Source organism: Pseudomonas sp. MWU16-30323 (genome assembly GCF_020515595.1).
Taxonomy (GTDB): Bacteria; Pseudomonadota; Gammaproteobacteria; order Pseudomonadales; family Pseudomonadaceae; genus Aquipseudomonas; species Aquipseudomonas yamanorum.
In genome coordinates this window covers 71,709-97,403 of the sequence record NZ_JAIWYM010000021.1, presented here as the reverse complement: position 1 = coordinate 97,403, position 25,695 = coordinate 71,709, and the positions used below count along the sequence as shown (strand labels likewise).

23 protein-coding genes are annotated in these 25,695 nt (G+C 62.1%); 13 read left to right on the top strand and 10 right to left on the bottom strand.

Translation table 11 applies throughout. The annotated features are described in order from the left end of the window. Positions 1-60 precede the first annotated feature (60 nt). The 9 genes from LIY45_RS21855 to gloB all read right to left on the bottom strand — a co-directional run bounded on the left by LIY45_RS21855 (position 61) and on the right by gloB (position 11,595). Entirely contained in the window at positions 61-1,020 is a 960-nt protein-coding gene (locus tag LIY45_RS21855; RefSeq protein WP_226477575.1) for a FecR domain-containing protein, read from the bottom strand. After that, on the bottom strand, positions 1,017-1,547 hold the full coding sequence (locus LIY45_RS21850; protein WP_226477574.1) for a sigma-70 family RNA polymerase sigma factor: 531 nt from the start codon (positions 1,545-1,547) through the stop codon (positions 1,017-1,019). Before LIY45_RS21850 ends, LIY45_RS21855 begins: the two co-directional genes overlap by 4 nt. Positions 1,548-1,781: 234 nt before the next feature. Then, positions 1,782-3,386: an ABC transporter ATP-binding protein gene (locus LIY45_RS21845; RefSeq protein ID WP_226477573.1), complete on the bottom strand. Its 1,605-nt coding sequence runs from the start codon at positions 3,384-3,386 to the stop codon at positions 1,782-1,784. 1 nt (position 3,387) lies between these two features. After that, the gene (locus LIY45_RS21840; RefSeq protein ID WP_017477556.1) at positions 3,388-4,407 is read right to left on the bottom strand and encodes an ABC transporter permease; all 1,020 of its coding nucleotides are present in this window, start codon (positions 4,405-4,407) and stop codon (positions 3,388-3,390) included. 1 nt (position 4,408) lies between these two features. Beyond that, positions 4,409-5,482 (bottom strand): microcin C ABC transporter permease YejB, encoded by a 1,074-nt coding sequence (locus tag LIY45_RS21835; RefSeq protein ID WP_226477572.1) that lies wholly within the window; start codon positions 5,480-5,482, stop codon positions 4,409-4,411. Between the two features lies 1 nt (position 5,483). Continuing rightward, on the bottom strand, positions 5,484-7,322 hold the full coding sequence (locus LIY45_RS21830) for an extracellular solute-binding protein (protein WP_226477571.1): 1,839 nt from the start codon (positions 7,320-7,322) through the stop codon (positions 5,484-5,486). Continuing rightward, complete coding sequence (locus LIY45_RS21825; protein ID WP_226477570.1) at positions 7,319-9,148, bottom strand: extracellular solute-binding protein; 1,830 nt, start codon at positions 9,146-9,148, stop codon at positions 7,319-7,321. The genes LIY45_RS21830 and LIY45_RS21825 overlap by 4 nt, the downstream gene beginning before the upstream one ends. A 168-nt stretch (positions 9,149-9,316) precedes the next feature. Next, entirely contained in the window at positions 9,317-10,729 is a 1,413-nt protein-coding gene (locus LIY45_RS21820) for a lytic transglycosylase domain-containing protein (RefSeq protein ID WP_226477569.1), read from the bottom strand. 98 nt (positions 10,730-10,827) lie between these two features. Further along, positions 10,828-11,595, bottom strand: coding sequence for a hydroxyacylglutathione hydrolase (gene gloB / locus LIY45_RS21815; protein WP_226477568.1), 768 nt, complete (start codon positions 11,593-11,595; stop codon positions 10,828-10,830). 65 nt (positions 11,596-11,660) lie between these two features. Between gloB and LIY45_RS21810 the strand changes: the two genes are divergently transcribed. The 3 genes from LIY45_RS21810 (at position 11,661) to dnaQ (ending at position 13,784) form a co-directional block, all read left to right on the top strand. Next, positions 11,661-12,419: a methyltransferase domain-containing protein gene (locus LIY45_RS21810; protein ID WP_017477562.1), complete on the top strand. Its 759-nt coding sequence runs from the start codon at positions 11,661-11,663 to the stop codon at positions 12,417-12,419. A 101-nt stretch (positions 12,420-12,520) separates the two neighbouring features. Then, complete coding sequence (rnhA, locus tag LIY45_RS21805; RefSeq protein ID WP_053255695.1) at positions 12,521-12,973, top strand: ribonuclease HI; 453 nt, start codon at positions 12,521-12,523, stop codon at positions 12,971-12,973. A 70-nt stretch (positions 12,974-13,043) separates the two neighbouring features. Beyond that, the gene (gene dnaQ, locus LIY45_RS21800; protein WP_226477582.1) at positions 13,044-13,784 is read left to right on the top strand and encodes a DNA polymerase III subunit epsilon; all 741 of its coding nucleotides are present in this window, start codon (positions 13,044-13,046) and stop codon (positions 13,782-13,784) included. 3 nt (positions 13,785-13,787) lie between these two features. Here the strand turns inward: dnaQ and LIY45_RS21795 are convergent, their stop codons facing one another. Then, complete coding sequence (locus tag LIY45_RS21795) at positions 13,788-14,654, bottom strand: LysR substrate-binding domain-containing protein (RefSeq protein WP_226477567.1); 867 nt, start codon at positions 14,652-14,654, stop codon at positions 13,788-13,790. A 234-nt stretch (positions 14,655-14,888) separates the two neighbouring features. Here LIY45_RS21795 and LIY45_RS21790 point away from each other — a divergent pair, with 234 nt between their 5' ends. The 10 genes from LIY45_RS21790 (at position 14,889) to metC (ending at position 25,513) form a co-directional block, all read left to right on the top strand. Then, on the top strand, positions 14,889-15,725 hold the full coding sequence (locus tag LIY45_RS21790) for a transporter substrate-binding domain-containing protein (RefSeq protein ID WP_226477566.1): 837 nt from the start codon (positions 14,889-14,891) through the stop codon (positions 15,723-15,725). 3 nt (positions 15,726-15,728) lie between these two features. After that, positions 15,729-16,535 carry a transporter substrate-binding domain-containing protein gene (locus tag LIY45_RS21785; protein WP_226477565.1) on the top strand — a complete coding sequence of 269 codons (807 nt, stop codon included), beginning with the start codon at positions 15,729-15,731 and terminating at the stop codon, positions 16,533-16,535. Beyond that, positions 16,528-17,949: an FAD-binding oxidoreductase gene (locus tag LIY45_RS21780; RefSeq protein ID WP_226477564.1), complete on the top strand. Its 1,422-nt coding sequence runs from the start codon at positions 16,528-16,530 to the stop codon at positions 17,947-17,949. The genes LIY45_RS21785 and LIY45_RS21780 overlap by 8 nt, the downstream gene beginning before the upstream one ends. Then, positions 17,946-19,157 (top strand): aminotransferase class I/II-fold pyridoxal phosphate-dependent enzyme, encoded by a 1,212-nt coding sequence (locus LIY45_RS21775; protein ID WP_226477563.1) that lies wholly within the window; start codon positions 17,946-17,948, stop codon positions 19,155-19,157. The genes LIY45_RS21780 and LIY45_RS21775 overlap by 4 nt, the downstream gene beginning before the upstream one ends. Next, positions 19,154-19,888: an amino acid ABC transporter permease gene (locus LIY45_RS21770; protein WP_226477562.1), complete on the top strand. Its 735-nt coding sequence runs from the start codon at positions 19,154-19,156 to the stop codon at positions 19,886-19,888. Before LIY45_RS21775 ends, LIY45_RS21770 begins: the two co-directional genes overlap by 4 nt. Then, positions 19,878-20,570 (top strand): amino acid ABC transporter permease, encoded by a 693-nt coding sequence (locus tag LIY45_RS21765; protein ID WP_063030764.1) that lies wholly within the window; start codon positions 19,878-19,880, stop codon positions 20,568-20,570. Before LIY45_RS21770 ends, LIY45_RS21765 begins: the two co-directional genes overlap by 11 nt. Further along, positions 20,557-21,381: an amino acid ABC transporter ATP-binding protein gene (locus LIY45_RS21760; RefSeq protein ID WP_226477561.1), complete on the top strand. Its 825-nt coding sequence runs from the start codon at positions 20,557-20,559 to the stop codon at positions 21,379-21,381. Before LIY45_RS21765 ends, LIY45_RS21760 begins: the two co-directional genes overlap by 14 nt. A 16-nt stretch (positions 21,382-21,397) precedes the next feature. Further along, positions 21,398-21,994: a cysteine dioxygenase gene (locus tag LIY45_RS21755; RefSeq protein ID WP_226477560.1), complete on the top strand. Its 597-nt coding sequence runs from the start codon at positions 21,398-21,400 to the stop codon at positions 21,992-21,994. A gap of 135 nt (positions 21,995-22,129) precedes the next feature. Further along, positions 22,130-22,777, top strand: coding sequence for a glutathione binding-like protein (locus tag LIY45_RS21750; RefSeq protein ID WP_226477559.1), 648 nt, complete (start codon positions 22,130-22,132; stop codon positions 22,775-22,777). Between the two features lie 24 nt (positions 22,778-22,801). Next, the gene (metC, locus tag LIY45_RS21745) at positions 22,802-25,513 is read left to right on the top strand and encodes a cystathionine beta-lyase (protein ID WP_226477558.1); all 2,712 of its coding nucleotides are present in this window, start codon (positions 22,802-22,804) and stop codon (positions 25,511-25,513) included. Positions 25,514-25,695 lie beyond the last annotated feature (182 nt).

Sequence of the window (25,695 nt, the reverse complement as noted above, 5' to 3'; positions counted from 1 at the left end):
AAAGCATCTGCTGGGTTAACCGAACGAGTTTTGGAAAAGGGAACTGACGGCTGAAAGTTTTTATGTGCTTGGGTGTTTGGGCCTGACCGTGACCCACCACGGCATGAGTATGTCGACCTGAATCGGCAGCGCAGCCTGTAGCAGGCGCAGTGCGTGGTCGCTGTCTTTGAGGGGAAACGAGCCCATTACCGGCAATTGCGCCACCGCCGGATCACAGCCCAGGTGGCCGGGGCGATAACGGTTGAGCTCGGCGACCAGTTGGCCAAGCGGCAGATTGTCGGCCAGCAGCACGCCACGGCTCCAGGCCTCACGGGTGGCGGATGCGGGTGAATTGAGGTTGAACCCGTCGCGGGTGAAGGCCACTTGTTGCCCGGCCTTGATGATTCGTTCTTGCTGGCTGGCGGCGGTGCGCACTTCGACCCGGCCTTCAAACACATTGAGCACGGTGCTCGCGCCGTCCTGCAACACGCTGAAGCGGGTGCCGAGTGCCCGCAGGCGACCCTGTTCAGTCTCCACCAGAAACGGGCGGTTCGGGTCCTTGGCGGTCTCGATCAGCACTTCGCCGAAGCGCAGGTGCAGCAAGCGCTGGCCGCGGTCAAAACGTACATCCAGGGCGCTCAAGGCGTTCAGCCACAGGCGGCTGCCATCGTCCAGCAGCGCTTCGCGGGTTTCGCCGTCGGCGGTAGCGTAGTCGGCACTCCAACCCCCTACCAACCGGGGCAGGGCAGTGTGGCGCCAAGTGCCCCAGGCCAGGGTTGAACCGGCGCACAGCACCAGCAGGGTCTTGAGCGTCTGGCGCCGAGAGCTGCGCAATGCACGGCTGGCGCTGTGGCATTGCTCGGTCAGCGGCGCAAAGCGTTGGCTGACCCGCTCTACGTAACCCCAGGCAGCCTGGTGTTCCGGACTTTGTCCGAGCCATGCCCGCCAGTGCTGGGCAGCCTCTGGCTGATCCTGCAGGCGCACGTACCATTGGGCAGCCTGTTCCAGGCTGGCATGGCTGAGTTTTCCGGGGCTGGTCACTCCACGAGCATCCCGTCCAGTTCCGCTTCCAGCGCCGCGCAATGCAGCAGCGCCTGGGCCAGGTATTTTTTCACCATCCGTTCGCCCACCCCGAGTTGCTCACCGATCTGCTTGTAGGGCATGCCGTGCAACTGCGCCAGTAAAAACGCTTCGCGCACCTTGTGGGGCAGTCGGGCGAGCATGGCGTCCACTTCGTAAAGGGTTTCGACGATGATCGCCCGCTGCTCCGGCGACGGTTGCAGCGCTTGCGGCCGATCCGCCAGGCTTTGCAGCCACGCTTGTTCCAACTGGCGCCGGCGCCAGTGATCAATGCACAGTCCCCGGGCGATGGTGGCCAGGTAGGAGCGCTCCCGCGTCTCATCGGCGTCGGCAGGCGGACGCTTGAGCACCCGGATAAACGTGTCGTGGGCCAGGTCCGCCGCATCCCAGCGATTGCTCAGGCGTCTGCGCAGCAGGCCCAGCAGCCAGGAATGGTGATTGCCGTAGAGGTCGCTGAATGAGGTGGGCGAGGTCGACACAGTATCCATGTGGCGTAGAAGCCTTGGCGTAAATAAGAATTGGTCGCGATTAAACCAAAGGGCCAGGCACTGCGCAAATGATATTGGTTTGCTTTTGGGCAAGAAGGACCCGAGCGCCCGTAGCAGCTGTCGAGCCCAGCGAGGCTGCGTCCGGAGCGCCCCGGTGCAATGCCTGGCTCGATAACACGGGTGCGGCCAACGCAGCCTCGCTGGGGCTCGACAGCTGCTACGGTGGTTCTGTTACTAGGGGCCGGGCACCAAAAACGCGGCCTCCAGCAGTTGCCGGGTGTAGGCATGCTGGGGGTTGGCGAAGATCGCGGGTGCATCTCCCTGTTCAACCGCCTGCCCGTGCTTGACCACCATCAGCTGGTGACTCAAGGCCTTGACCACCGCCAGGTCGTGGCTGATGAACAGGTAGGTCAGGTTGTACTTGGCTTGCAGGTTGCGCAGCAGTTCCACCACCTGGCGCTGCACGGTACGGTCGAGGGCTGAGGTGGGTTCATCCAGCAAAATCAGCCGTGGCTTGAGCACCAACGCGCGGGCGATAGCGATGCGCTGGCGTTGGCCTCCGGAAAATTCGTGGGGGTAGCGATTGCGGGTTTCCGGGTCCAGGCCCACTTCCTTGAGCGCGGCGATAATCGCTGCTTCCTGCTCGGCAGCAGTCCCCATCTTGTGGATGCGCAGGCCTTCGCCGACGATCTCGCTCACGCACATGCGCGGGCTCAGGCTGCCAAACGGGTCCTGGAACACCACCTGCATTTCCCGCCGCAAGGGTCGCACCTGCTGCTGGCTGAGTTTGTCCATCTGATGGCCTTCGAAGCGAATGCCACCCTTGCTCGCAATCAGCCGCAAAATCGCCAGGCCCAAGGTGGATTTGCCCGAGCCACTTTCACCGACGATGCCGAGTGTCTGGCCCTGGGGCAGGCTGAAGTTGATGCCGTCCACCGCCTTGACGTAATCGACTGTGTTGCGCAGGAAGCCTTTCTTGATCGGGAACCAGACCTTCAGGTCATCGACTTCCAGCAACGGTGGGCCGATTTCATTGGTGGCAGGGCCGCCGCTGGGCTCGGCTGCCAGCAGCTCCTGGGTGTACGGATGCTGCGGCGACTGGAACAGGGTTTCGCATTCGGCCTGTTCGACGATGCAGCCTTTTTGCATCACGCATACCCGGTGGGCAATGCGCCTGACCAGGTTCAAGTCGTGGCTGATCAACAGCAAGGCCATGCCCAGGCGCGCCTGCAATTCCTTGAGCAGCTCCAGGATCTTCAACTGCACGGTGACGTCGAGTGCCGTGGTCGGTTCGTCGGCAATCAGCAGCTCGGGTTCATTGGCCAGGGCCATGGCGATCATCACCCGCTGGCGCTGGCCGCCGGACAGCTCGTGGGGCAAGGCCTTGAGGCGCTTGTGGGGCTCGGGGATGCCCACCAGTTCCAGCAACTCCAGGGTGCGTTGGGTGGCGACCTTGCCGGTCAATCCCTTGTGCAGGCCGAGCACTTCGTTGATCTGCTTCTCGATGGAGTGCAGCGGGTTCAGCGAGGTCATCGGCTCCTGGAAAATCATCGCAATCCGGTTGCCACGAATATGCCGGATGGTCTTTTCTTTCAGGGTCAGCAAATCGTGGTTGGCGTACTGGATCGTCCCCGAGGGGTGACGCGCCAGCGGGTACGGCAACAGGCGCAGGATCGAGTGCGCCGTGACCGACTTGCCCGAACCGCTTTCGCCCACCAGCGCGAGGGTTTCGCCGCGCTTGATATCGAAGCTGACATTGTTCACCACACGCTGCTGGGTGTTGCCTACGACGAACTCGACGGAGAGGTCGCGGACTTCGATCAGATTGTCCTGATTCATCTCATTTCCTCGGGTCGAAGGCATCGCGAGCGGACTCGCCGATAAACACCAGCAAACTCAACATGATCGCCAGCACGGCAAAGGCACTGATGCCCAGCCACGGCGCCTGCAGGTTGGATTTGCCCTGGGCCACCAGTTCACCCAGGGACGGCGAGCCGGCTGGCAGGCCAAAGCCCAGGAAGTCCAGGGCGGTGAGGGTGCCGATGGCGCCGGTCAGGATGAACGGCATGAAGGTCATGGTGGAGACCATGGCGTTGGGCAGGATATGGCGGAACATGATCGAGCCGTTCTGCATCCCCAGCGCCCGGGCCGCCCGTACGTATTCCAGGTTACGCCCGCGCAGGAATTCGGCGCGCACCACGTCCACCAGGCTCATCCAGGAAAACAGCAGCATGATCCCCAGCAGCCACCAGAAATTCGGCTGCACAAAACTGGCAAGGATGATCAGCAGGTACAGCACCGGCAAGCCGGACCAGATTTCCAGGAAGCGCTGGCCGGCCAGGTCGACCCAGCCGCCGTAGAAGCCCTGCAAGGCCCCGGCGATCACGCCGATGATCGAACTGAGTACGGTCAACGTCAGGGCAAACAGCACCGAAATCCTGAAGCCGTAGATCACCCGTGCCAGCACATCGCGGCCCTGGTCATCGGTGCCCAGCAGGTTGTCCCGTGAGGGCGGCGCGGGTGCAGGGACTTTCAGGTCGTAGTTGATGCTCTGGTAGCTGAACGGGATCGGTGCCCACAACGTCCAGGCCTCCTTGGCCTTGAGCAGCTCCTGGATATACGGGCTCTTGTAGTTGGCTTCCAGCGGGAATTCGCCGCCGAAGGTGGTCTCGGGGTAACGCTTGAGCGCCGGGAAGTACCAGTCGCCGTCGTAATGCACCGCCAGCGGCTTGTCGTTGGCGATCAGCTCGGCGCCCAGGCTCAGGCCGAACAGGATCAAAAACAGCCACAGCGACCACCAGCCACGCTTGTTGGCCTTGAAGCGCTCGAACCGGCGACGATTGAGGGGGGATAGATTCATCTCAATGCTCCCGGCTGGCGAAGTCGATGCGCGGATCGACCAGGGTGTAGGTGAGGTCACCGATCAGTTTCACCACCAGCCCCAGCAGGGTGAAGATAAACAGCGTGCCAAACACCACCGGATAGTCGCGGTTGATCGCCGCTTCAAAGCTCATCAGGCCCAGGCCGTCAAGGGAGAAGATCACTTCCACCAGCAACGAGCCGGTAAAGAAGATGCCGATAAAGGCCGACGGGAAGCCGGCAATCACCAGCAGCATCGCGTTGCGAAACACATGGCCGTAGAGCACGCGGTGGTTGGTCAGGCCCTTGGCCTTGGCGGTGACCACGTACTGTTTGTTGATCTCGTCCAGAAAGCTGTTTTTGGTGAGCAGGGTCATGGTCGCGAAGTTGCCGATCACCAACGCCGTCACGGGCAGGGCGAGGTGCCAGAAGTAATCGAGGATCTTGCCGCCCCAGCTCAATTCATCAAAGTTGTTGGAGGTGAGCCCGCGTAATGGAAACCAGTCGAAGTAACTGCCGCCGGCGAACACCACGATCAGCAGGATCGCAAACAGGAAGGCCGGGATCGCATAGCCGACGATGATCGCCGAGCTGGTCCACACGTCAAAGTGGCTGCCGTGCCGCGTAGCCTTGGCGATCCCCAGGGGGATCGACACCAGGTACATGATCAGGGTGCTCCACAGCCCGAGGGAGATGGACACCGGCATCTTTTCCTTGATCAGGTCGATGACCTTGGCGTCACGGAAGAAGCTGTCGCCGAAATCCAGCTTGGCGTAGTTCTTGACCATGATCCACAAGCGTTCCGGCGCCGACTTGTCGAAGCCGTACATCTTCTCGATTTCCTTCACCAGCGCCGGGTCCAGGCCCTGGGCACCGCGGTAGCTGGAGCCGGCCACCGAGACTTCGGCACCGCCCCCGGCGATTCGGCTGGTGGCGCCTTCAAAGCCTTCAAGCTTGGCGATCATCTGCTCCACCGGGCCACCCGGGGCGGCCTGGATGATCACAAAGTTGATCAGCAAAATGCCGAACAGCGTCGGGATGATCAGCAGCAGTCGACGAACAATATAGGCCAGCATCTCAGTCGCCCCCGCTCGCCGGATCGGCACTCTGGTGGGTGTCCACGGTTATCGCAGGCTTGGCGTCGGGTTTGCTCCACCAGGTGGCGGTGCCGACGTCATACCGTGGTGAGACCTTCGGATGGCCGAGGTGGTCCCAATACGCCACGCGGAAGGTCTTGATGTGCCAGTTGGGGATCACGTAGTAGCCAAACTGCAGCACGCGGTCCAGGGCCTTGGCGTGGGCCACCAGGCTCTTGCGCGAGTCGGAGTCGATGAGCTCTTCCACCAGTTGGTCGATGGCCGGGTCTTTCAGGCCGATGTAGTTGCGGCTGCCGGGCTTGTCGGCGCTGGATGACTTCCAGTACTCACGCTGCTCGTTACCGGGCGAGGAGGACTGCGGGAAGCTGCCCACCACCATGTCGAAATCCCGGGAGCGGATGCGGTTGATGTACTGCGAGATGTCGACCCGGCGGATCACCAGGTCGATCCCCAGGTCTGCCAGGTTGCGCTTGAACGGCAACAGGATGCGTTCGAACTCGGTCTGGGCCAGCAGGAACTCGATGGTCACCGGTTTGCCGGTGCTGTCGACCATCTTGTCGTCGACGATCTTCCAACCGGCCTCTTGCAGCAACTGATAGGCCTCGCGCTGCTGGGTGCGGATCATGCCGCTGGCGTCGGTCTTCGACGGCTCGAAGGCTTCGGTAAACACCTGGGGCGGGATCTTGTCCCGCAGCGGTTCAAGAATCGCCAGCTCATCCGGGCCGGGCAGGCCGGTGGCGGCCATCTCGGAGTTTTCAAAATAGCTGCGGCTGCGGGTGTAGGCGCCATTGAACAGCTGTTTGTTGCTCCATTCAAAGTCCAGCAGCAGGCTGATGGCCTTGCGCACCCGCACATCCTGGAACATCGGCTTGCGGGTGTTGAACACGAAGCCCTGCATCCCGGTAGGGTTGCCGTTGGGAATTTCTTCCTTGATCAGGCGGCCCTGGGCAACGGCGGGGGTGTTGTAGGCGTTGGCCCAGTTTTTCGCACTGATTTCCAGCCAGTAATCGAACTGCCCGGCCTTGAGGGCTTCGAGGGCCACGGTGTTGTCGCGGTAGTAATCGGTGACGCGGTAATCGAAGTTGTAGAAGCCCTTGTTGATGGGCAGGTCCTTGGCCCAGTAGTCCTTGACCCGCTCGTAGCGGACCGAACGCCCGGCCTTGACCTCGGCCACCTTGTACGGGCCGCTGCCCAACGGAATCTCCAGGTTGCCCTTGGAGAAGTCGCGACCCTCCCAGTAATGCTTGGGCAATACCGTCAGTTGCCCAAGGATCAGCGGCAGTTCGCGGTTGTTGGTGCGCTTGAACTTGAACAGCACCCGCAACGGGTCTTCGGCGACCACTTCGTCGACGTCGGCGTAATAGGTCTTGTAGATCGGCGAGCCGTCCTTCATCAGCGTCTGGAAGCTGAATACCACGTCTTCGGCGCGGATCGGGTGGCCGTCGTGGAAGCGCGCTTCGGGGCGAATGTAGAAGCGTACCCAACTGTTGTCCGGGGCCTTTTCGATCTTGCCGGCCACCAGGCCGTATTCGGTGATGGGTTCGTCCAGGCTTTGCTGGGCAAGGGTGTCGTAGATCAGCCCGATATTGTCTGCCGGCACGCCCTTGCTGATGAACGGGTTGAGGCTGTCGAAGCCGCCCATGCTGGATTCGCGGAAGGTACCGCCCTTGGGGGCGTCGGGATTTACATAGTCGACATGCTTGAAGTCGGCGGGGTACTTGGGGGGTTCGTTATAGAGGGTCAGGGCATGTTGTGGGGCCGCATTGGCCGCGCCGCACAACAGCAGGCTGCCAAGGATCGCAGTACGCAAAGGCATCATTGGGCTTTCTCCGAAGCTTTCAGCCACCATGCGCTCAGGCCCAGGCTGTAGGGCGGCGTGGTGACGAAGGCGAACCGGTTGCGGTACGCCAGGCGATGATAGTTGAGGTACCAGTTGGGAATACTGTAGTGCTGCCACAGCAGGACGCGGTCCAGTGCCCGGCCGGCGGCCAATTGTTCTTCACGGGTTTGCGCCGCCAGCAGCTGGTCCAGCAGATGGTCGACCACCGGGTTGGCGATGCCTGCGTAATTCTTGCTGCCCTTGATCCCCACCTGGCTGGAGTGGAAGTACTGCCACTGCTCAAGGCCGGGGCTGAGGGTCTGGTTGAGGGTCATCAGAATCATGTCGAAGTCGAACTGATCGAGGCGTTGTTTGTACTGTGCGCGGTCTACCGTGCGCAAGCGGGCATCGACGCCGATGCTTGTCAGGTTTTCGACATAGGGTTGCAGGATGCGCTCCAGGTTCGGATTCACCAGCAGGATTTCCAGGCGCAGGGGCTGCCCGTCACTGTTAAGCAACCGTTGCCCTGACAGCTTCCAGCCCGCTTCGGCCAGCAAGGCGAGGGCGCGGCGCAGGGTGTCCCGGGGGATGCCGCGCCCGTCGGTCTGGGGCAGGCTGAACGCCTGGGTAAACAGGTTGGCCGGTAGTTGATCGCGATAGGGCGAGAGCATCAGCCACTCATGGCCGGTGGGCACGCCGGTGGCAGAGAATTCGCTGTTGGGGTAATAGCTGAGGGTGCGTTTATAGGCGCCGCTGAACAGGGTGCGGTTGGTCCACTCGAAATCGAACATCAAGCCCAGGGCTTCACGCACCTTGGCCTGGCTGAAGGCCGGGCGTCGGCTGTTCATGAACAGGCCCTGGCTCTGGGTCGGGATCTGGTGGGCGATCTGTGCCTTGATTACATCACCCCGGTTGACTGCCGGGAAGTTGTAGCCGTTGGCCCAGTTCTTCGCCTGGTGCTCGATATAGATATCGAACTCGCCGGCCTTGAAGGCTTCGAAGGCCACGTCGCTGTCGCGGTAGAACTCCACCTCGACCTTGTCGTAGTTATAGAAACCACGGTTGACCGGCAGGTCCTTGCCCCAGTAATCCTTGACCCGTTCGAACACCAGTTGCCGTCCCGGCGAGACCTTTGTGATGCGGTAAGGCCCGCTGCCCAGCGGCGGCTCGAAGGTGGTGGCCTTGAAGTCACGGTTTTTCCAGTAGTGCTGGGGCAATACGGGCAGCTCGCCCAGACGCAGGATCAGCAACGGATTGCCGGCGCGCTTGAACACGAAGCGAATGCGGTGCCGGTTAAGAATGTCGACCCGGGCCACTTCCTGCAGGTTGGTGCGGTATTGCGGGTGGCCTTCGGTCAGCAGCGTGCGATAGGAAAACGCCACGTCGTAGGCGGTGATCGGCTTGCCATCGTGGAAGCGTGCCTCGGGGCGCAGATTGAACACCACCCAGCTGCGGTCCTCGCTGTATTCCACCGATTGGGCAATCAGGCCGTAGCTGGAAGTCGGCTCATCGCCGGAAGGGGCGTATTGGCCGGTGCCGACCATCAACGGCTCATTCAGCTCGTTGACCCCGTATTGCAGGAAGTTGGCGGTGGAGACCGGGCTGGAACCCTTGAAAGTGTAAGGGTTGAGAGTATCGAACGTGCCAAACGCCATGACCCGCAAGGTGCCGCCCTTGGGCGCTGCGGGGTTTACCCAGTCGAAGTGGGTGAATTTGGCCGGGTACTTGAGCGTGCCGAACTGCGCATAACCGTGGCTCTCGGTGATGGCTGCGTTCGCGGAAAAGCTCAAGGCCAGACTTATTAGTAGAAGGAGGGGACGCTTCAAGTCAGAGATCCGATCCAGGCGGCTTGGGCTTTATGAAGCGTACAGTAACAGCTTGTTCCGATTGGAAAAAGGCTGTTGCCGCAGGAGGGGGACTACAGGCTTGGGTGTGGGTTGGCGGGGTTAAGAACAAAGGGGGAACTGTTGCCAGTTCCCCCTTGTGTTTGCTGCTTAGCGCGGCCCGGAAACCACCAGCATCTGGCCCGGCTTCAACGCCTGACCCGTGCGCGGGTTCCAGCGCTTGAGATGTTGCATCTCGACGTTGAAGCGCTTGGCAACGATGTACAGCGAGTCGCCTTTCTTGACCTTGTATTGCACCGGCTTCTTGCTGTCAGCCTTGGCCACCAGCTTGCGGGTGTCCTGCATCACCAGGGTCTGGCCGACCTTGAGCGCCTGGCCATTGAGCTTGTTCCAGCGCTGCAGGTCATGCACGTCGACCTTGTTGGCCTTGGCAATCAGCGTCAGGTTGTCGCCGCTGCGCACCTTGTAGCTGCGGGTACGACCGGCAATGGCCTTGTGCTCAACGTCGTCGAACACCGGCTTTTTCGGACGCATGCTCAGCAATTCTTCGGGCTTCATCGCCGAAAGGCTGCTGGCCAGCAACTGCGCCTTGGAAGTCGGCACCAGCAAATGCTGCGGGCCGTCCAAAGTCGTGCGCTGCTTCAAGGCCGGGTTGAGCTGGAACAGTTCGTCTTCGTCGATCTCGGCCAGCGCGGCGACCCGTGACAGGTCCATGCTGGTTTTGATCTCTACCACTTCAAAGTACGGCGTGTTGGCAATCGGGTTCAGGTTGACGCCGTACGCCTCGGGGGCCAGCACCACCTGGGACAGCGCCAGGAACTTGGGCACGTAGTCCTTGGTTTCCTGGGGCAGTGGCAGGTTCCAGTAGTCCGTCGGCAAGCCGAGCTTCTCGTTACGTTCGATGGCCCGGCTGACCGTGCCTTCGCCCGCGTTATAGGCCGCAAGCGCCAGCAGCCAGTCACCGTTGAACATGTCATGCAGACGTGTCAGGTAGTCCAGGGCGGCGGTGGTGGAGGCGGTGATGTCGCGGCGGCCGTCGTAGGCGCGGGTCTGGCGCAGGTTGAAGTAGCGCCCGGTGGCGGGAACGAACTGCCACAGGCCCACCGCATCGCTGCGGGAATAGGCCATTGGGTTGTAGGCACTTTCAATCACTGGCAGCAGCGCCAGCTCCAGGGGCATGTTGCGTTCTTCAAGGCGTTCGACGATGTAATGAATGTAGAGGCTGCCGCGTTCGCCGGCGTTCTCAAGAAAGGATGGGTTGCTGGCAAACCACAATCGTTGCTGTTCAATGCGCGGGTTGACGCCTAACCCGTCCTGCAATTGAAAGCCCCGGCGCATGCGTTCCCAGACATCCTGGGGCACTTCCGGGCTTGGCTTCTCTGATAGCCAAATGGGTTTTTGCTTGATCTTGGCGGTAAGGTTGGGCTTGGGTTGCACGGTGGATTGTGCGGCAAAATGGGTCGATTGGCAGCCCGCCAGAGTAGCGGACACAGCCACCGCCACGGCTTGAGCCAGGCGGGTCAATGCGTCTGAATGGTTGGCTTTACGAATAGATGACGACATTGGCTGGAAGTAAGTTCCGGGCAAAAATGTCGGGCGATTCTAGAAAGCGCGTGGGTTGCGGTCAACCATTCAGAAATTACGTACTAAATTCCGCGCGCTTAGAACGTATCTTTCCACGACCTCAAGCTAGCAAATACCTCACTCCCGGCCCGGTTATCGCGGCCATTCCGTTCGTCCGCTTTTTCTTTAACGGATGTTTCAGAGGTCCGCAGAAAAGGATTAGTGAGTTTTTCCAGGGCCAAAGTCGAAGGCAATGTTATCTGGCCGTTCGCCCGCAGTTGCCGCACGTTCTCCACCCGTTCGGCGATATCCGCGTTATGCGGTTCCACAGCCTGGGCGAATTTCAGGTTACTTTGTGTGTATTCGTGGGTGCAGTACACCCGCGTGTTGGCCGGCAAGGCCGCGAGGCGTTCCAGTGAGGTGTGCATTTGCTGTGGGGTGCCTTCGAACAGCCGGCCACAACCGGCGGCGAAGAGGGTGTCACCGCAGAACAGCACGCCCTCGTGATAAAAGGCGATATGGCCCAGGGTGTGCCCGGGTACGGCAAACACCTCGAAGTCCCAGCCCAGCACGTTGATGCGGTCGTTGTCCTGGAGTGCGACGTCCCGCGCCGGGATTTTTTCGTTCGCCGGGCCGTAGACCGTGGCGCCTGAAACACTTTTCAGTTGCTCCACGCCACCGACATGATCGTGGTGATGGTGAGTCACCAGGATGTCGCTGAGGGTCCAGTCGGGATGCTGCTGGAGCCAGGCCAGCACGGGCGCGGCATCACCGGGATCGACCACCGCGCAGCGCTTGTTCGGCTGATCCTGTAACAACCAGATGTAGTTATCGGTGAAAGCGGGCAGGGCACTGATCTGTATCATTCTTTGATTCGCCAAGCTGAACACATTGGTGCATCTTAGAGCTTCTTGGCGAGTTGGAGAATGCAATGACTGATAAAGCGTTCGCCCAGGCCGATCCCGAGTGGCTGGCACTGATCAGTGCCGCCCGTGAATGGCTGTCCGGGCCTGTCGGGCAATTTTTACTGGATGAAGAACGACGCATGCTCGAAGACGAGCTGGGTCGGTTCTTTGGTGGCTACCTGGTGCATTACGGCCCGTCGGCACAAACCCCGCCGGCGGCGCCCCAGGTACAACGCAATGTGCGCCTGGGGGCGCCGTTGCCGGGTGTCGAGATTGTGTGCGAGGAACAGGCCTGGCCGTTGAGCGAGCATGCGGCCGACGTGGTGGTGTTGCAGCATGGCCTGGATTTCTGCCTGTCGCCCCATGGTTTGCTGCGCGAAGCCGCCAGCAGTGTGCGCCCAGGTGGCCATTTGCTGATCATTGGCATCAACCCCTGGAGCAGTTGGGGTTTGCGCCATGTGTTCGCCCACGACGGGTTGCGCCAGGCGCGCTGCATCTCGCCGTCACGCGTCGGCGATTGGTTGAACCTGCTGGGCTTTGCGCTGGAGAAACGCCGCTTCGGGTGCTATCGTCCGCCGCTTGCGTCTGCCAAGTGGCAAGGCCGGCTGGCCGGCTGGGAACGCAGGGCCGGTGCCTGGCAATTGTCCGGCGGTGGTTTCTACCTGTTGGTGGCGCGCAAGATCGTCGTTGGCCTGCGCCCGGTGCGCCAGGTACGCCGCGAACCAATGGGCAAGCTCGTGCCGATGCCCATGGCCAAGGTCAATCGCAAGCAGAGCGAACAGTAAAAAACCTTTTTTGATTTCAGGTCGAGTCTCTCGACCTCGGGCCCTTGTCGGTCGATTATCGACAACCCGCTTTGATGGATCCCGCTTTAATGGACAGTGAAATGACCGATACCGTAGAACTCTTCACCGATGGCGCCTGCAAGGGCAACCCCGGCCCCGGCGGATGGGGCGCCTTGCTGGTGTGCAAGGGCGTGGAGAAGGAACTGTGGGGCGGCGAAGCCAACACCACCAACAACCGCATGGAACTGATGGGGGCGATCCGCGGCCTGGAAGAGCTCAAGCGTCGTTGCGACGTGTTGCTGGTGACCGACTCCCAATACGTGATGAAGGGCATCAACGAGTGGATGGTCAATTGGAAGAAGCGCGGCTGGAAAACCGCTGCCAAGGAACCAGTGAAAAACGCCGACCTGTGGCAGTTGCTCGATGAACAATGCAACCGCCACAACATCACCTGGAAATGGGTGCGCGGGCACATCGGCCATCCTGGCAACGAGCGGGCCGACCAGTTGGCCAATCGCGGCGTGGATGACGTGCGCGGCTACAAGCAGAGCTGATGCCGGTTCACGTGTTAAGATCCCGCCCCTTGAAATGTACCAAACCGTTGAGAGCTGAACCCTGATGGCCATCCGATCTGTTGTACTCGATACCGAAACCACCGGCATGCCGGTGACCGACGGCCACCGGATCATTGAAATCGGCTGTGTCGAACTGATGGGCCGCCGCCTCACCGGCCGGCACTTCCACGTCTACCTGCAACCGGATCGCGAAAGTGACGAAGGCGCCATCGGCGTCCACGGCATCACCAACGAATTCCTGGTGGGCAAGCCACGGTTTGCCGAAGTGGCCGATGAGTTCTTCGAGTTCATCAACGGCGCGCAGTTGATCATCCATAACGCGGCGTTCGACGTTGGCTTCATCAACAACGAATTCGCCCTGATGGGCGCGACCGACCGGGCGGATATCACCCAGCACTGCTCGATCCTCGACACCTTGATGATGGCCCGTGAGCGTCACCCGGGCCAGCGCAACAGCCTCGATGCCTTGTGCAAACGCTATGGGGTCGACAACTCCGGCCGTGAACTCCACGGCGCCTTGCTCGACTCCGAGATTCTCGCCGACGTCTACCTGACCATGACCGGCGGCCAGACCAGCCTGTCCCTGGCCGGTAACGCTTCGGACGGCAATGGCTCGGCAGAAGGCTCGGGCAATCGCCCTTCGGAAATCCGTCGCCTGCCAGCGGATCGCCAGCCCACCACGATTATTCGCGCCAGCGAGCAGGACCTGGCCGAACACGCGGCGCGCCTTGAGGCAATCGCCAAGTCCGCCGGCGCACCCGCGTTGTGGACCCAATTGACCCAGCAATAACCGTCACCCCAGCGCCAGCCCCTGGCTGGCCCTGATCAAGTCATAAGCCTTGCGTGCAATCGGGTTCGCCGTGTTCGGGCGGATCCACAGGTAATACGTCACCTCCGGCATCCTCGGCAGCCCATCGTTCTCCCCCAATACCCGCATGTCCGGCCCGAGCATTTCCATGCTCCGTGGGGTCACGCCGAGCCCTGCGCGGGTGGCCGCCTTGATCCCGATCAGGTTCGACGCCAGGTACGCCTGGCGCCACGGAATGTTCGCCCGTTCCAGTGCCTCCAGGGCATAGCGCCGATAGATGCTCGGCTCATCCACCAGAATCAACGGCAGCGGTTCGCTCGGCGAGTGAAGGTATTGCGCCGAACAAATCCACCACACCGGCGAGGTGCGCAGCGCAAAGCCTTCCAGGTTGGCATCGGCGCGGGTGGAAATCACCATGTCGACCTTGCCCCGGTGCAAGTCGTCCATCAGGAACGGGCTGCGGCCCACGTCGATCTCCAGGCGCAGGCGCGGTGCGGAGCGGGCGATGTGGCTGAGGATCGGCGGCAGGATGGTGTCGGCGATGTCGTGGGGCGAGCCGATGCGCAACACACCGCTGAGGCTGCTTTCCCGCAGGGAGTTGAGTGCATCGTCATTCAACGACAGCATTTGCCGTGCATGGCGCAACAGCTGCATCCCAGGTTCTGTCAGCTGCTTTTGCCGACCACGTTTTTCAAACAGGCTGACGCCTACTTGCTGTTCGAGGCGCTGCATATGCTGGGTGACGGACGATTGCGTGCGGGCCAGATGGATGCCGGCTTCAGCAAAGCTGTGGTGGTCGACCACGGCGATAAAGGTGCGGAGCAGTTCGAGATCGAGGGTCGACATGGCCATTCCAAGGCATTTTTTATATCAGGGGCGTGAAGATAAACATTACATATATTTATGTGTTGTCGCGTCGAATTTTTACAGAAGCCAATGATTACGAGTATATGGCCAAAGATGAGGTCGTCCATATACAGGAAGTTATAACGATATTAGATATTTGAATTTCCGTTGCCCCGGCACTCTCCCTAGCATGCCCCCACATCAGGTCGGGGTACGCCGATCGCTAATGAGGGGAGTTCCATGGGTTTTGTGCGCGCGGCGGTAAAACGAAGGTTGCCTGTGGTCCTGGGCGCGTTGATCGCCCTGGGCGGCAGCGCGGTGGTGCAGGCCGACGCGACCCTGGACAAGATTCAGCAACGCCATGTGCTGGTGGTCGGCGTGCTGCTGTCCGGCGGGCCGTTTGGCGGCATCGATCCCACCACCCAAAAGCCCAAGGGCTTGAACGTCGACCTGGCCAACGAGCTGGGCCGTCAGTTGGGTGCCGAAGTGCAACTGGTGCCGGTATTGCCGGCCAATCGCGTGCAGTTTCTGCAACAGGGCAAGGTTGACTTGCTGATCGCCAATATGGAATGGACCGCCGAGCGCGGCGAAATCCTCGGTTTCGTACCGACGCCGTTCTACAGGATCGGCGGCACCGCAGCGGTCCTCAAGGACAGCAAGATCACCCACTGGGAAGACCTCAAAGGCCAGCCGGTGTGCACCTCCCAAGGCAGCAGCTACGTCAAGCCGCTGACCGAACTGGGCGCCCAGATCAAAGGCTTCAAGAGCTCCTCCGAATCCCTGCTGGCCCTGCGCGGCAACAACTGCGTCGCGGCGGTGCATGATTCCACCCTGATCAACCCGCTGATCAACGACAGCGCCGAATGGAAGGACTACCGCGCCATCAGCCCCGAGCTGAACCCGGCGCCGTCGGTGATCTGGACTCGCCGCGGCGAGAACGACACCCAGGCCAGACTCGACCCGATCATCCAGGAACTGCACCGCAGCGGCTGGCTGATCGACGCCCAGACCCGCAACCACATCACCCCGGCGTCCCCGGCACTGGTGGAGTTGCAGAAACAGTTCAAGGGCGTCTGACACATGACATTGAGAACCCTGACTGCCTTGGGCCTGGCACTGTGCGCCAGCCTGGCCCACGCCGACGCCACCCTCGACAAAATCCAGCAACGCCACGCCATCAGCGTCGGCGTGATCCTCAGCGGTCCGCCGTTTGGCACCCTCGACCCCAAGACCGGCGAACACCTGGGCTACAACGTCGAGTTGGCCAAGGGTCTGGGCCAGGCGCTGGGTGTAGAGACCAAGACCGTCTCGGTGCTGGCGCCCAACCGCGTGCAGTTCCTGCAACAAGGCAAGGTCGACGTGCTGATCGCCAACATGCAGTACACCGACGAGCGCGCCGAAATTCTCGACTACGTGCCCACGCCCTATGAAGAAGTCGGCGGCGCAGCGTTGATTCGCAAAGGTGCCGGCATCACCCAGTGGGCCGACCTCAAGGACAAGCCGGTGTGCGTGTCCCAAGGCAGCAACTTCATCAAGCCGTTGCAGGAAACCTATGGCGCGCAGATCAAGGCGTTCCGCAGCCAGGCCGAATCCCTGCTGTCGTTGCGCGGCAATGGCTGCGTGGCGGCGGTGCACGTCAGCCCGACCATGCACGCGCTGCTGGACGACGCTGAATGGTCCGGCTACGAAATCCCGTTGCCGGGGGATTTGATCCCCTCCAAATCCGTGATCTGGATCCGAAAGGGCGAGCACGACACCCAGGCCAAGCTCGACGCCATCGTGCGCGACTGGCATCGCAGCGGCTGGTTGATCGCCCTCGGCGAACGCACCGGCATGGCCCCGTCGCAGGCCCTGCGTGATCTGCACGAGCAATACAGCCATGAGTGAACCGCTCTTCGCCACCCTGCAGCAATTGCTCGGCGCCGCCCATGTGCAGCGCAGTGAAGACGCCCCCCAGTACCTCACCGACAAACAGGGCCGCTACACCGGCCAGGTGATCGCCGTGGTGCACCCGGCCAATACCGAGGAGGTCGCCGCCGTGGTACGTGCGTGTGTGGCCCTGGAAGCGCCCATCGTGGTCCAGGGCGGCAATACCGGCCTGATGGCGGGCGCGACGCCGGACGCCAGCGGCCGCGCGGTATTGCTGTTGCTCGACCGTATGAACCGGGTGCGCGTGATCGATACCGACAACGACACCCTGACCGTCGACGCCGGCTGCATCCTGCAAAACATCCAGGACGTGGCCCGTGAAGCCGGTCGCCTGTTCCCGCTGAGCCTCGGCGCCGAAGGCAGTTGCACCCTTGGCGGCAACCTCGGGACCAATGCCGGCGGCACGGCGGTGCTGCGTTATGGCAACACCCGCGAGCTGACCCTGGGCCTGGAAGTAGTCACCGCCGAAGGCGAAATCTGGAATGGCCTGCGCGGTCTGCGCAAGGACAACACCGGCTACGACCTGCGGGATTTGTACATCGGCAGTGAAGGCACCCTGGGCATTATCACTGCTGCGACCCTGAAGCTGTTCCCGCTGCCCAAGGCCCAGGCCACCGCGCTGCTGGCCTTTGATGAATTGGCCCAGGCGGTAGCGTTCCTGTCCCATGCCCGCGCCGGTTTTGGTGCAAACCTCACCGCATTCGAATTGCTCAGCGCCGATTGCCTGGCGTTGTTGCGCGAGCAGTTTCCCGAAGGCCCGCAACCGTTCCTCAAGGCCAGTCAACCCTGGTTCGCCTTGCTGGAACTCTCGGATAACCACGGCGAAACCCACGCCCGCGAAGCCTTCGAAAACGTCCTCGGTGAAGCCTTCGAACAGTCACTGCTGGCCGACGCACTGATCGCCGAGAGTCTGGCGCAGAGCGAAGCGCTGTGGCTGCTGCGGGAGAACATGAGCGAAGCGCAGAAACGTGCCGGGCGCAATATGAAGCACGATATCTCGGTGCCGATCTCGCAAATCGTCGCCTTCGTCGCCCATACCGATGCGCTGTTGCAGGTGCATTTCCCCGGCGTTCGCAACTTCACGTTCGGGCACCTGGGGGACGGCAACCTGCATTACAACGTGGCCCATCCGCTGGGTTCCACGGTGGACGAGCATATGCGCAACTACGCGGCATTGAGCTTGCTGGTACACGACAGCGCCCATGCCCACGGCGGCTCCATCAGCGCCGAACACGGGATTGGCCAGCGCAAGGTCGGCATGCTGGGCCGTTATAAAAGCCCGGTGGAACTGGACCTGATGCGCCGCATCAAACGCGCCCTCGACCCGAAAAACCTGCTCAACCCCGGCAAAGTCCTGGAGGTGCAGCCATGACGGTTCGCCTGTCCAAGCGGGTACAGCGGGTGTCGCTGTCGGCCAACGCCGCGGCCAAATCCCGCGCCACCGAACTGCGTGACGCGGGCCGCGACATTCTGGACCTGACCACCGGCGAGCCAGACTTCGACACCCCGCAGCACATCAAACAAGCCGCCTGCGCCGCCATCGCTGCGGGCGCTACCAAATACACGCCAACACCCGGTGTGAAAGCCTTGCGCGTCGCGGTGCAGCGCAAGCTGGCCGACGAAAACCACCTCGACTATTTGCTGCCGAATATCGTGATCGCCAACGGCGCGAAACAGATCATCTTCAATGCTTTTGCCGCCACCCTCGACGACGGCGATCAAGTGCTGGTGCCGACGCCGTACTGGCCGTCTTTCCCTGACAGCGTACGGTTCAACGGTGGCGAACCGGTGTTTATCGAGTGCGGGCTGGAGCAAGGCTGCAAGCTGCTGCCGGCCCAACTGCAGCAGCAGATCAATCAGCGCACCCGCTGGCTGATCCTTAACGGCCCGGGCAACCCGAGCGGCGCCGTGTACAGCGAGGCTGAACTGCAAGCGCTGGCCGAGGTGCTGCGTCGCCATCCCCAGGTGCTGGTGCTGCTGGATGAACTCTACGAACACATTCGTTTCGACGGCCGCCCGGCCCAGAGCCTGCTGAACGTCGCACCGGATTTGCAGGACCGTTGCCTGCTGGTGGGCGGCGTGTCCAAGACCTACGCCATGACCGGCTGGCGCATCGGCTTCGGCGCCGGGCCGCAAACGCTGACCAATGCCATGGCGGTGGTGCAGTCGCAATCCACCTCCGGTGCGTCTTCCGTTGGGCAGGCCGCCGCGTTGGCCGCCTTCACCGGCGGGCTGGGCTTCTTGGCCGGGCAGGTGGCCGCTTACCAACTGCGCCGAGACCTGTTGATGATGGCCCTCGGCACCGTCGACGGCCTGGAAGTGCTCGAGCCCCAGGGCGGTTTTTTCGTGTTTGTGCGTTGCGCCGGTTTGCTTGGTCGCTATCGCCCGGACGGCCAGCGCCTGGACGATGACGGCGATGTCGTCGCGTACCTGTTGGAGGAAGGTGTCGCCGGTGTAGCGGGCAGCGCCTACGGCCTGTCGCCGTGGTTTCGCCTGTCCATCGCTACGGCGACCGACAGCGTGGCCGAAGCCGGCCGCCGTATCGCCGCCGCCTGCGGCAAGCTGCGGGGCGCCGAATGAGTCATTGGCTGGAGATTTTTGTGCGCTGGGCCGCCGGTATCGGCCTCAACTACAGCTTCCTTCTGGATGCCTATCAACGCGGCACCCTGGAGCAGGGCGCACTGACCACCGTGCTGTTGTGTCTGTTCACCCTCGTCGGCAGCCTGCTGGCGGGGATCAGCCTGGCGGCGCTGCTGACTTCGGGCAATCCGTGGCTGGCCAAACCGGCGCGGGTATTTATCGAAGTGACCCGCAACACGCCGACCCTGGTTCAGCTGTACTGCGCGTTCCTGGTGTTGAACATGCTGCTGACCCAGGCCGTCGGCGCGGCCAACCCGCTGACGCCGTTTGCCTGGGTGGTGATCGTGATCTCGCTGCACAAGGGCGCGTTCCACGCTGAGGCCCTGCGCGCCGGCATCGAAGCGGTACCTTCCGTGACCCTGGAAGCCGCCAGCTCCCTGGCCTTCAGCAGCCGGCAGTTGCTGTGGAATGTGCAATTGCCGTTGGCCCTGCGCTTCGCCTTGCCGTCGCTGATCAACAACCTGATCGACCTGGTGAAGATGACTGCCGTGGCCTCGGCCATCGCCGTGGGCGATATCACCTACGCCTCGATCATGATCTGGACCCAGAGCGACAACGTGCTGGAACTGATGATTCTGATCCTGAGCTTTTTCGGCTTGCTGAGTTTTACCGTCAATTGTGTGGGGCGCTGGCTGGAAGCGCGCCTGAGGATGCCCGGCTATGGCCATTGATTCATTCCCGGTGCTGTCGGCGTTGCTGCAATGGTCGCCGGCGCTGGTGACTGGTTTCGGCCAGAACATCCTGATCAGCCTGGTGGCGATTGGTCTTGGTTCGCTGCTGGGCCTGATGGTGGGCGCGTTGGCCCTGTCGCCGTTGCGCCTGCTGCGCTTGCCGGCACGAATCTGGGTACAGATTTTCCGCAACGCGCCGTGGCTGGTGCTGATCTATTTCACTACCTATGTGTTCCCGTTCGAGATCCATATCGGCAGCTCTTACGTATCGTTCCCGGACTGGGTCAAGGTGACCATCGGCCTGGCCTTGCCGGCCAGCGCCAACGTGGCGGAGATCTTTCGCGGCGCCATCGGTTCGATCCCCAGCACCCAGTGGGAAGCGGCGCGCTCACTGGCATTTACCCGTGGCCAGATCTTCCGCTCGATCATCCTGCCCCAGTGCTTCAAGCGCATGTTGCCGCCGTGGATGAACCTCTACGCGGTGGTCACCATGGGCACCGCCCTGGCGTCGCTGGTGGGCGTGCACGACGTGATCGACACCGCGCAGATCGCCAGCAACACCGTGAACATGACCGGCTTTACCGTGGTGATCTACCTGAGTTTGCTGGTGCTGTTCTTTGCCTACTGCTACCCGATTTCCCGTTTGACCCAACGCCTGGAGCGCCGTTATGCCTTCTATTGAACCCCTGGTCAGCCTGCGGGATTTGCAGCTGTCGTTCGGTGACAACCGGGTGCTCAAGGGCATCGACCTCGACGTGCATCGCGGCCAGGCAGTGTCGATCATCGGCCCGTCGGGCTCGGGCAAGTCGACCATCCTGCGTTGCATCACCGGCCTGTTGCAGCCCCAGCGCGGCACCCTCCGTGTGGGCGAGACCCGGGTCGATACGCTGACCCAGGAAGCCCAGCGCATCGAGTTGCGCAAGCGCGTCGGCTTTGTGTTCCAGCAATACAACCTGTTCCCGCATCTGTCCGTGTTGGAAAACCTGGTGATCGCCCCGCGCAAGGTGCTTGGCCGTAACCGCGCCGATGCCGAGAAGGACGCGCGGGCACTGTTGGCCAAGGTACGCATGGAGCACAAGGCCGATGCCTATCCCGGCCAGTTGTCCGGCGGCCAGCAGCAGCGAGTGGCTATTGCCCGGGCATTGGCGATGCGCCCGGAACTGATCCTGTTCGATGAAGTGACCTCGGCCCTGGACCCGGAAACCGTCGGTGAAGTGCTGACGGTGATTCGCGAGCTGACCGAAGAGGGCATGACCTGCGTGCTGGTGACTCACGAAATGCGCTTCGCCGAAGAGATCAGCGACATCGTCTATTTCACCGAAAACGGTGTGATCGTCGAGCACGGCAGCGCCGAGCAGATCTTCCAGCGCCCCACCAGTGAACGCACCCAGGAATTCCTGCGTCATGCAATGGGCGATCCCGGCCGCCGACCACCGATCGCCAACGATCCGTACCTGTTGACCAACCTGAGCCGCTACACCCTGTCTGTCTAACAAGAGGAACCTCGTCATGAGTACCGCAAACCGTGCCGCCGTTATCGAAGACTTCCTGCAGCAGATCCGCGTCATCAACCAGCGTGGCGTAGACCGCGCGGCCCTGGTGGAAATCGTCGGGCTGCTGGAAACCCTGGCCGAGCGCCGGGACCTGTTCAACTTCAACGAATTCCCCGCGCCAGTGCCGGGGCAGGGCAGTACCGCGTTCCGCTATCGCCTGAACGACGACGGCGACACGCCGACCCTGTACCTGAACTCGCTGCTGCCGGGCAAAAGTACCCTTCCTCACAACCACGAAACCTGGGCGATCATCAGTGCCGTGGAAGGCCAGGAAATCAACTACGTGTATAGCCGCAGCGATGAAGGGCGGGATGCAGGTTTCACCACCCTGACTCTTGAGAAAGAAGTCATCGTGCAGCCGGGCACCTCCATCTCGTTTCTCGGTGAAGACCTGCACGGCATTCGCGTGGAGGGTGCGCAGGCAACCTTGCATTTCCACCTGTACGGCTTGCCGCTGGAATCCCTCAACGGCCGTTATGGCGTTGAAGCAGACGGCCGGATCCTCAACTACAACGCCTCGCAGATGGCGCCTTCAATCCGGGCCTATTCCTGAGCACAACACACCTCAAATGTGGGAGCGGGCTTGCTCGCGAATGCGGTGGGTCAGACACGCATTCATTGGCTGACACACTGCATTCGCGAGCAAGCCCGCTCCCACAATTAGATCCGCCTTCATCCAGGTTTTTTTATGATTGATCTGTATTACTGGCCTACGGGCAATGGCCTGAAAGTCGGCATCCTGCTGGAAGAGCTGGAGACGGAGTACCGCCTGATTCCGGTCAACATCCGCGAAGGCGCGCAGAAGCAGGAAAGTTTCCAGCGCATCAGTGCCAATGGGCGGATTCCGGCGATTGTCGACCACAGCCTTGAAGTCCCCCTGAGCCTGTTCGAATCCGGGGCGATCCTGAATTACCTGGCCGACAAGGCCGGTCGCTTCCTGCCGCCCGCCGGCACCGCCGAGCGCCAGAAGGTCCAGGAGTGGCTGTTCTGGCAGGTGGGGCATATCACCCCGTACCTGAGCCAGTTGCAGCTGTTCAAGGAAAAGGCCCCGGAACCGATTCCCTTCGCCCTGGATTTGCTCAACGCCGAAGCCGCGCGCCTGTATCGGGTGCTGGAACAACGCCTGGCCGAGGTGCCGTATGTGGCGGGGGAATACTCGGTGGCCGACATCGCGATCTTCCCGTGGATCCAGCCCCTGCGCCAAGGCCAGAACCTGGCGGATTACCCGAACATCCAGGCCTGGCGTTTGCGGATCAAGGCGCGCCCGGCGGTCCAGCGGGCCTATGCCAAGGGACGTGAAGTCGCCGCCGGCGAGCGTTCGTTGGCCTTGCAGTAACTCATCTTTTTTTGCGGGACTTCCATGAGCCAGACCATCACACCCGGGCAATTGCAACAATGGCTGTTCGACGGCCAGGAAATCGCCCTGTTCGACGTACGCGAGCACGGCCAGTACGGCGAGGCCCACCTGTTTCACGGGGTGAACCTGCCCTATAGCCGCCTGGAACTCGAGGTGCAGCGCCTGGCGCCCAACCCACAGGTGCGCCTGGTGATTTACGACCAGGACGGCGGCGATGTGGCTGCGCGCACGGCGCTGCGCTTGCAGGCGCTGGGCTACCGCCATGTGCATGTGCTGGAAGGCGGCGCGGACGGTTGGCAGGCCGCCGGCCTGCAACTGTTTGCCGGGGTGCATGTGCCGTCGAAAGCCTTTGGCGAGTTGGTGGAAGAGGCCAGCCATACGCCCCATGTCACGGCGCAGCAATTGGCGGACTGGCAAGCCACGGGCGCGCCGCTGGTGGTGCTGGACGGCAGGCCGTTCGATGAATACCGCAAGATGACCATTCCTGGTTCCATCTGCTGCCCCAACGGTGAGCTGGGCTACCGCGTGCACGACCTGGTGCCGGATGAGACCACGCCGATCGTGGTCAACTGCGCCGGGCGTACCCGCAGCATTATCGGCGCCCAGACGTTGATCAACCTCGGTGTGAAGAACCCGGTTTATGCCCTGGAAAACGGTACCCAGGGTTGGTACCTGGCGGATTTCAAGCTGGAGCATGGCAGCACCCGGCGTTATGCCGATCAGGTCTCGACGGATCTGGGCCAACAGCGCGAGGCTGCCCGGCAACTGGCGGAGCGGGCAGGGGTGGTCAGTGTTAAGGCGGCGCAGGTCCGGCAATGGGCGGCGGATCCGGCCCGTAGCCTGTTCCTGTGTGATGTGCGCACCGCCGAAGAATTTGTCGCCGGCAGTTTGCCGGGGGCGCAACACACGCCGGGCGGGCAGTTGATCCAGTCCACCGACCTGTACATCGGCGTGCGTCAGGCGCGGGTGGTGCTGTTGGACAGTGACGGTGTGCGTGCGCCGATTGTTGCCAGTTGGCTGCGCCAACTGGGGCATGAGGCGTATGTACTGGAGGATGGAATCCATAGTGGATTGGCGCTGGAGGTAAAGGGGTCTGTCCCCTTTGAAGCGCTGCCGGTGATGTCGGTGCAGGCACTGGCCGATGCGCTGAAGGACGACGCCGTGGACCTGGTGGACCTGCGCCCGAGCATGATCCATCGCAAGGGCCGGATTGCCGGTTCGCGCTGGTCGATCCGCTCACGGTTGACCGCTGGTGCGCGCCCGTTAGTGCTGCTGGCGGATGATCCGGCGCTGGCTGCTTTTGCTGCGATGGGCTTGGGCGACGATGTGCGTTTGCTCGACGGCGGCTATGCCGCGTGGGTGGCGGCCGGTTTGCCGGTGATCGAGGATGCGCAAACGCCTCCGGACAACCAGTGCATCGACTTCCTGTTCTTCACCCACGACCGCCACAGTGGCAACAAGGACGCTGCCCGCCAGTACCTGGCCTGGGAAATTGGCCTGTTGGCACAGATGAGCGAAGCGGAAATCGCCAGTCTCAAACCGTTGTTGCCCGTGTCACGCGTGCGTACCCGCTTGATTCACGCGGCGCGTACCGAAGGCGGCAATGGTGGTCGGGCGGTGAATATACCCATCACCCGCCTGAGCACCGTGCTGTTCGATAACCTGGCCCAGATGCGTGACGCCCGCTCCCGGCGCGACAGTGAGCGGGTCCTGAGTTACGGCGCTCGCGGGAATCCCACGGCGTTTGCACTGGAAGACCTGGTCACCGAACTGGAAGGCGGCTACCGCACCCGGTTGTATGGCACGGGGCTCGCTGCAGCGGCGCAGACGTTCCTGGCCTACCTGCGGCCCGGCGACCATGTGCTGATCACCGACGCCGTCTATTCGCCGGTGCGCAAACTGGCCCGGGAGTTCCTCCAGCCATTCGGCATCGAAGTCAGCTACTTCACCCCGGACGGCAGCGGTCTGGAGGCGCAGTTGCAGGCCAACACCAAGATGGTCTATGCGGAAGTGCCCGGTTCGCTGCTGTATGAACTGTGTGACCTACCCGCGCTAGCCGCACTGTGCAAACCGCGCGGGATTCTGCTGGCGGTGGACAACACCTGGGGCTCGGCGTACCTGTACCGCCCGCTGGCGCTGGGTGCCGACATCTCGATCATGGCCTTGACCAAGTACCTTGGGGGCCACAGCGACGTGATGATGGGCAGCGTCTGCACCAGCGAAGCGGCATGGCCGGCCCTGGCGAAAATGAGCGACACCTTTGGCAATGCGGTGAGTGCTGACGATGCCTACCTGATCCTGCGGGGCGCACGCACACTCGCTTCCCGGCTGGAGGTGCACGAGCGCCAGGCGCTGGCGATTGCCCGGTGGTTGCAGGCGCAGCCGCAGGTCAAGCGGGTGTTTCATCCGGCTTTGCCCGAGCACCCTGGCCATGCGCTGTGGAAGCGGGATTTCAGCGGCAGTAACGGTTTGCTGTCGTTTGAACTCAACAACGCGGACGCCGGTTACGTCGAGCGGTTTATCGACGGCCTGCAACTGTTTGGGCTGGGCGCTTCCTGGGGCGGTTTTGAAAGCCTGGTGACCCTGGCCGACACGCAGGATCGCCAGAGCGCCGCCGACCGTGGATTGAACCCGGTGGTGCGCCTGCATGTGGGGCTGGAGGATGTGGAGGCGTTGATCGAAGATTTGCGGCGCGGGTTCGCACTGGCCACATGACGTTGCCCGCAAGGGCTGGCACAGCCAGCTCTTGCGGGAGCGTCGCTTACGCGGCGAAGGCAAGCACCTGTTTGGTCAACGTGCCGTCGAACACGCCATCTCCGGCTTCTGCCAGCGTGAATGTACCGTTCGGGTTAACCTCAATACCGCTGGAGCCCGCTAATACAGTCTCCACACCGGGT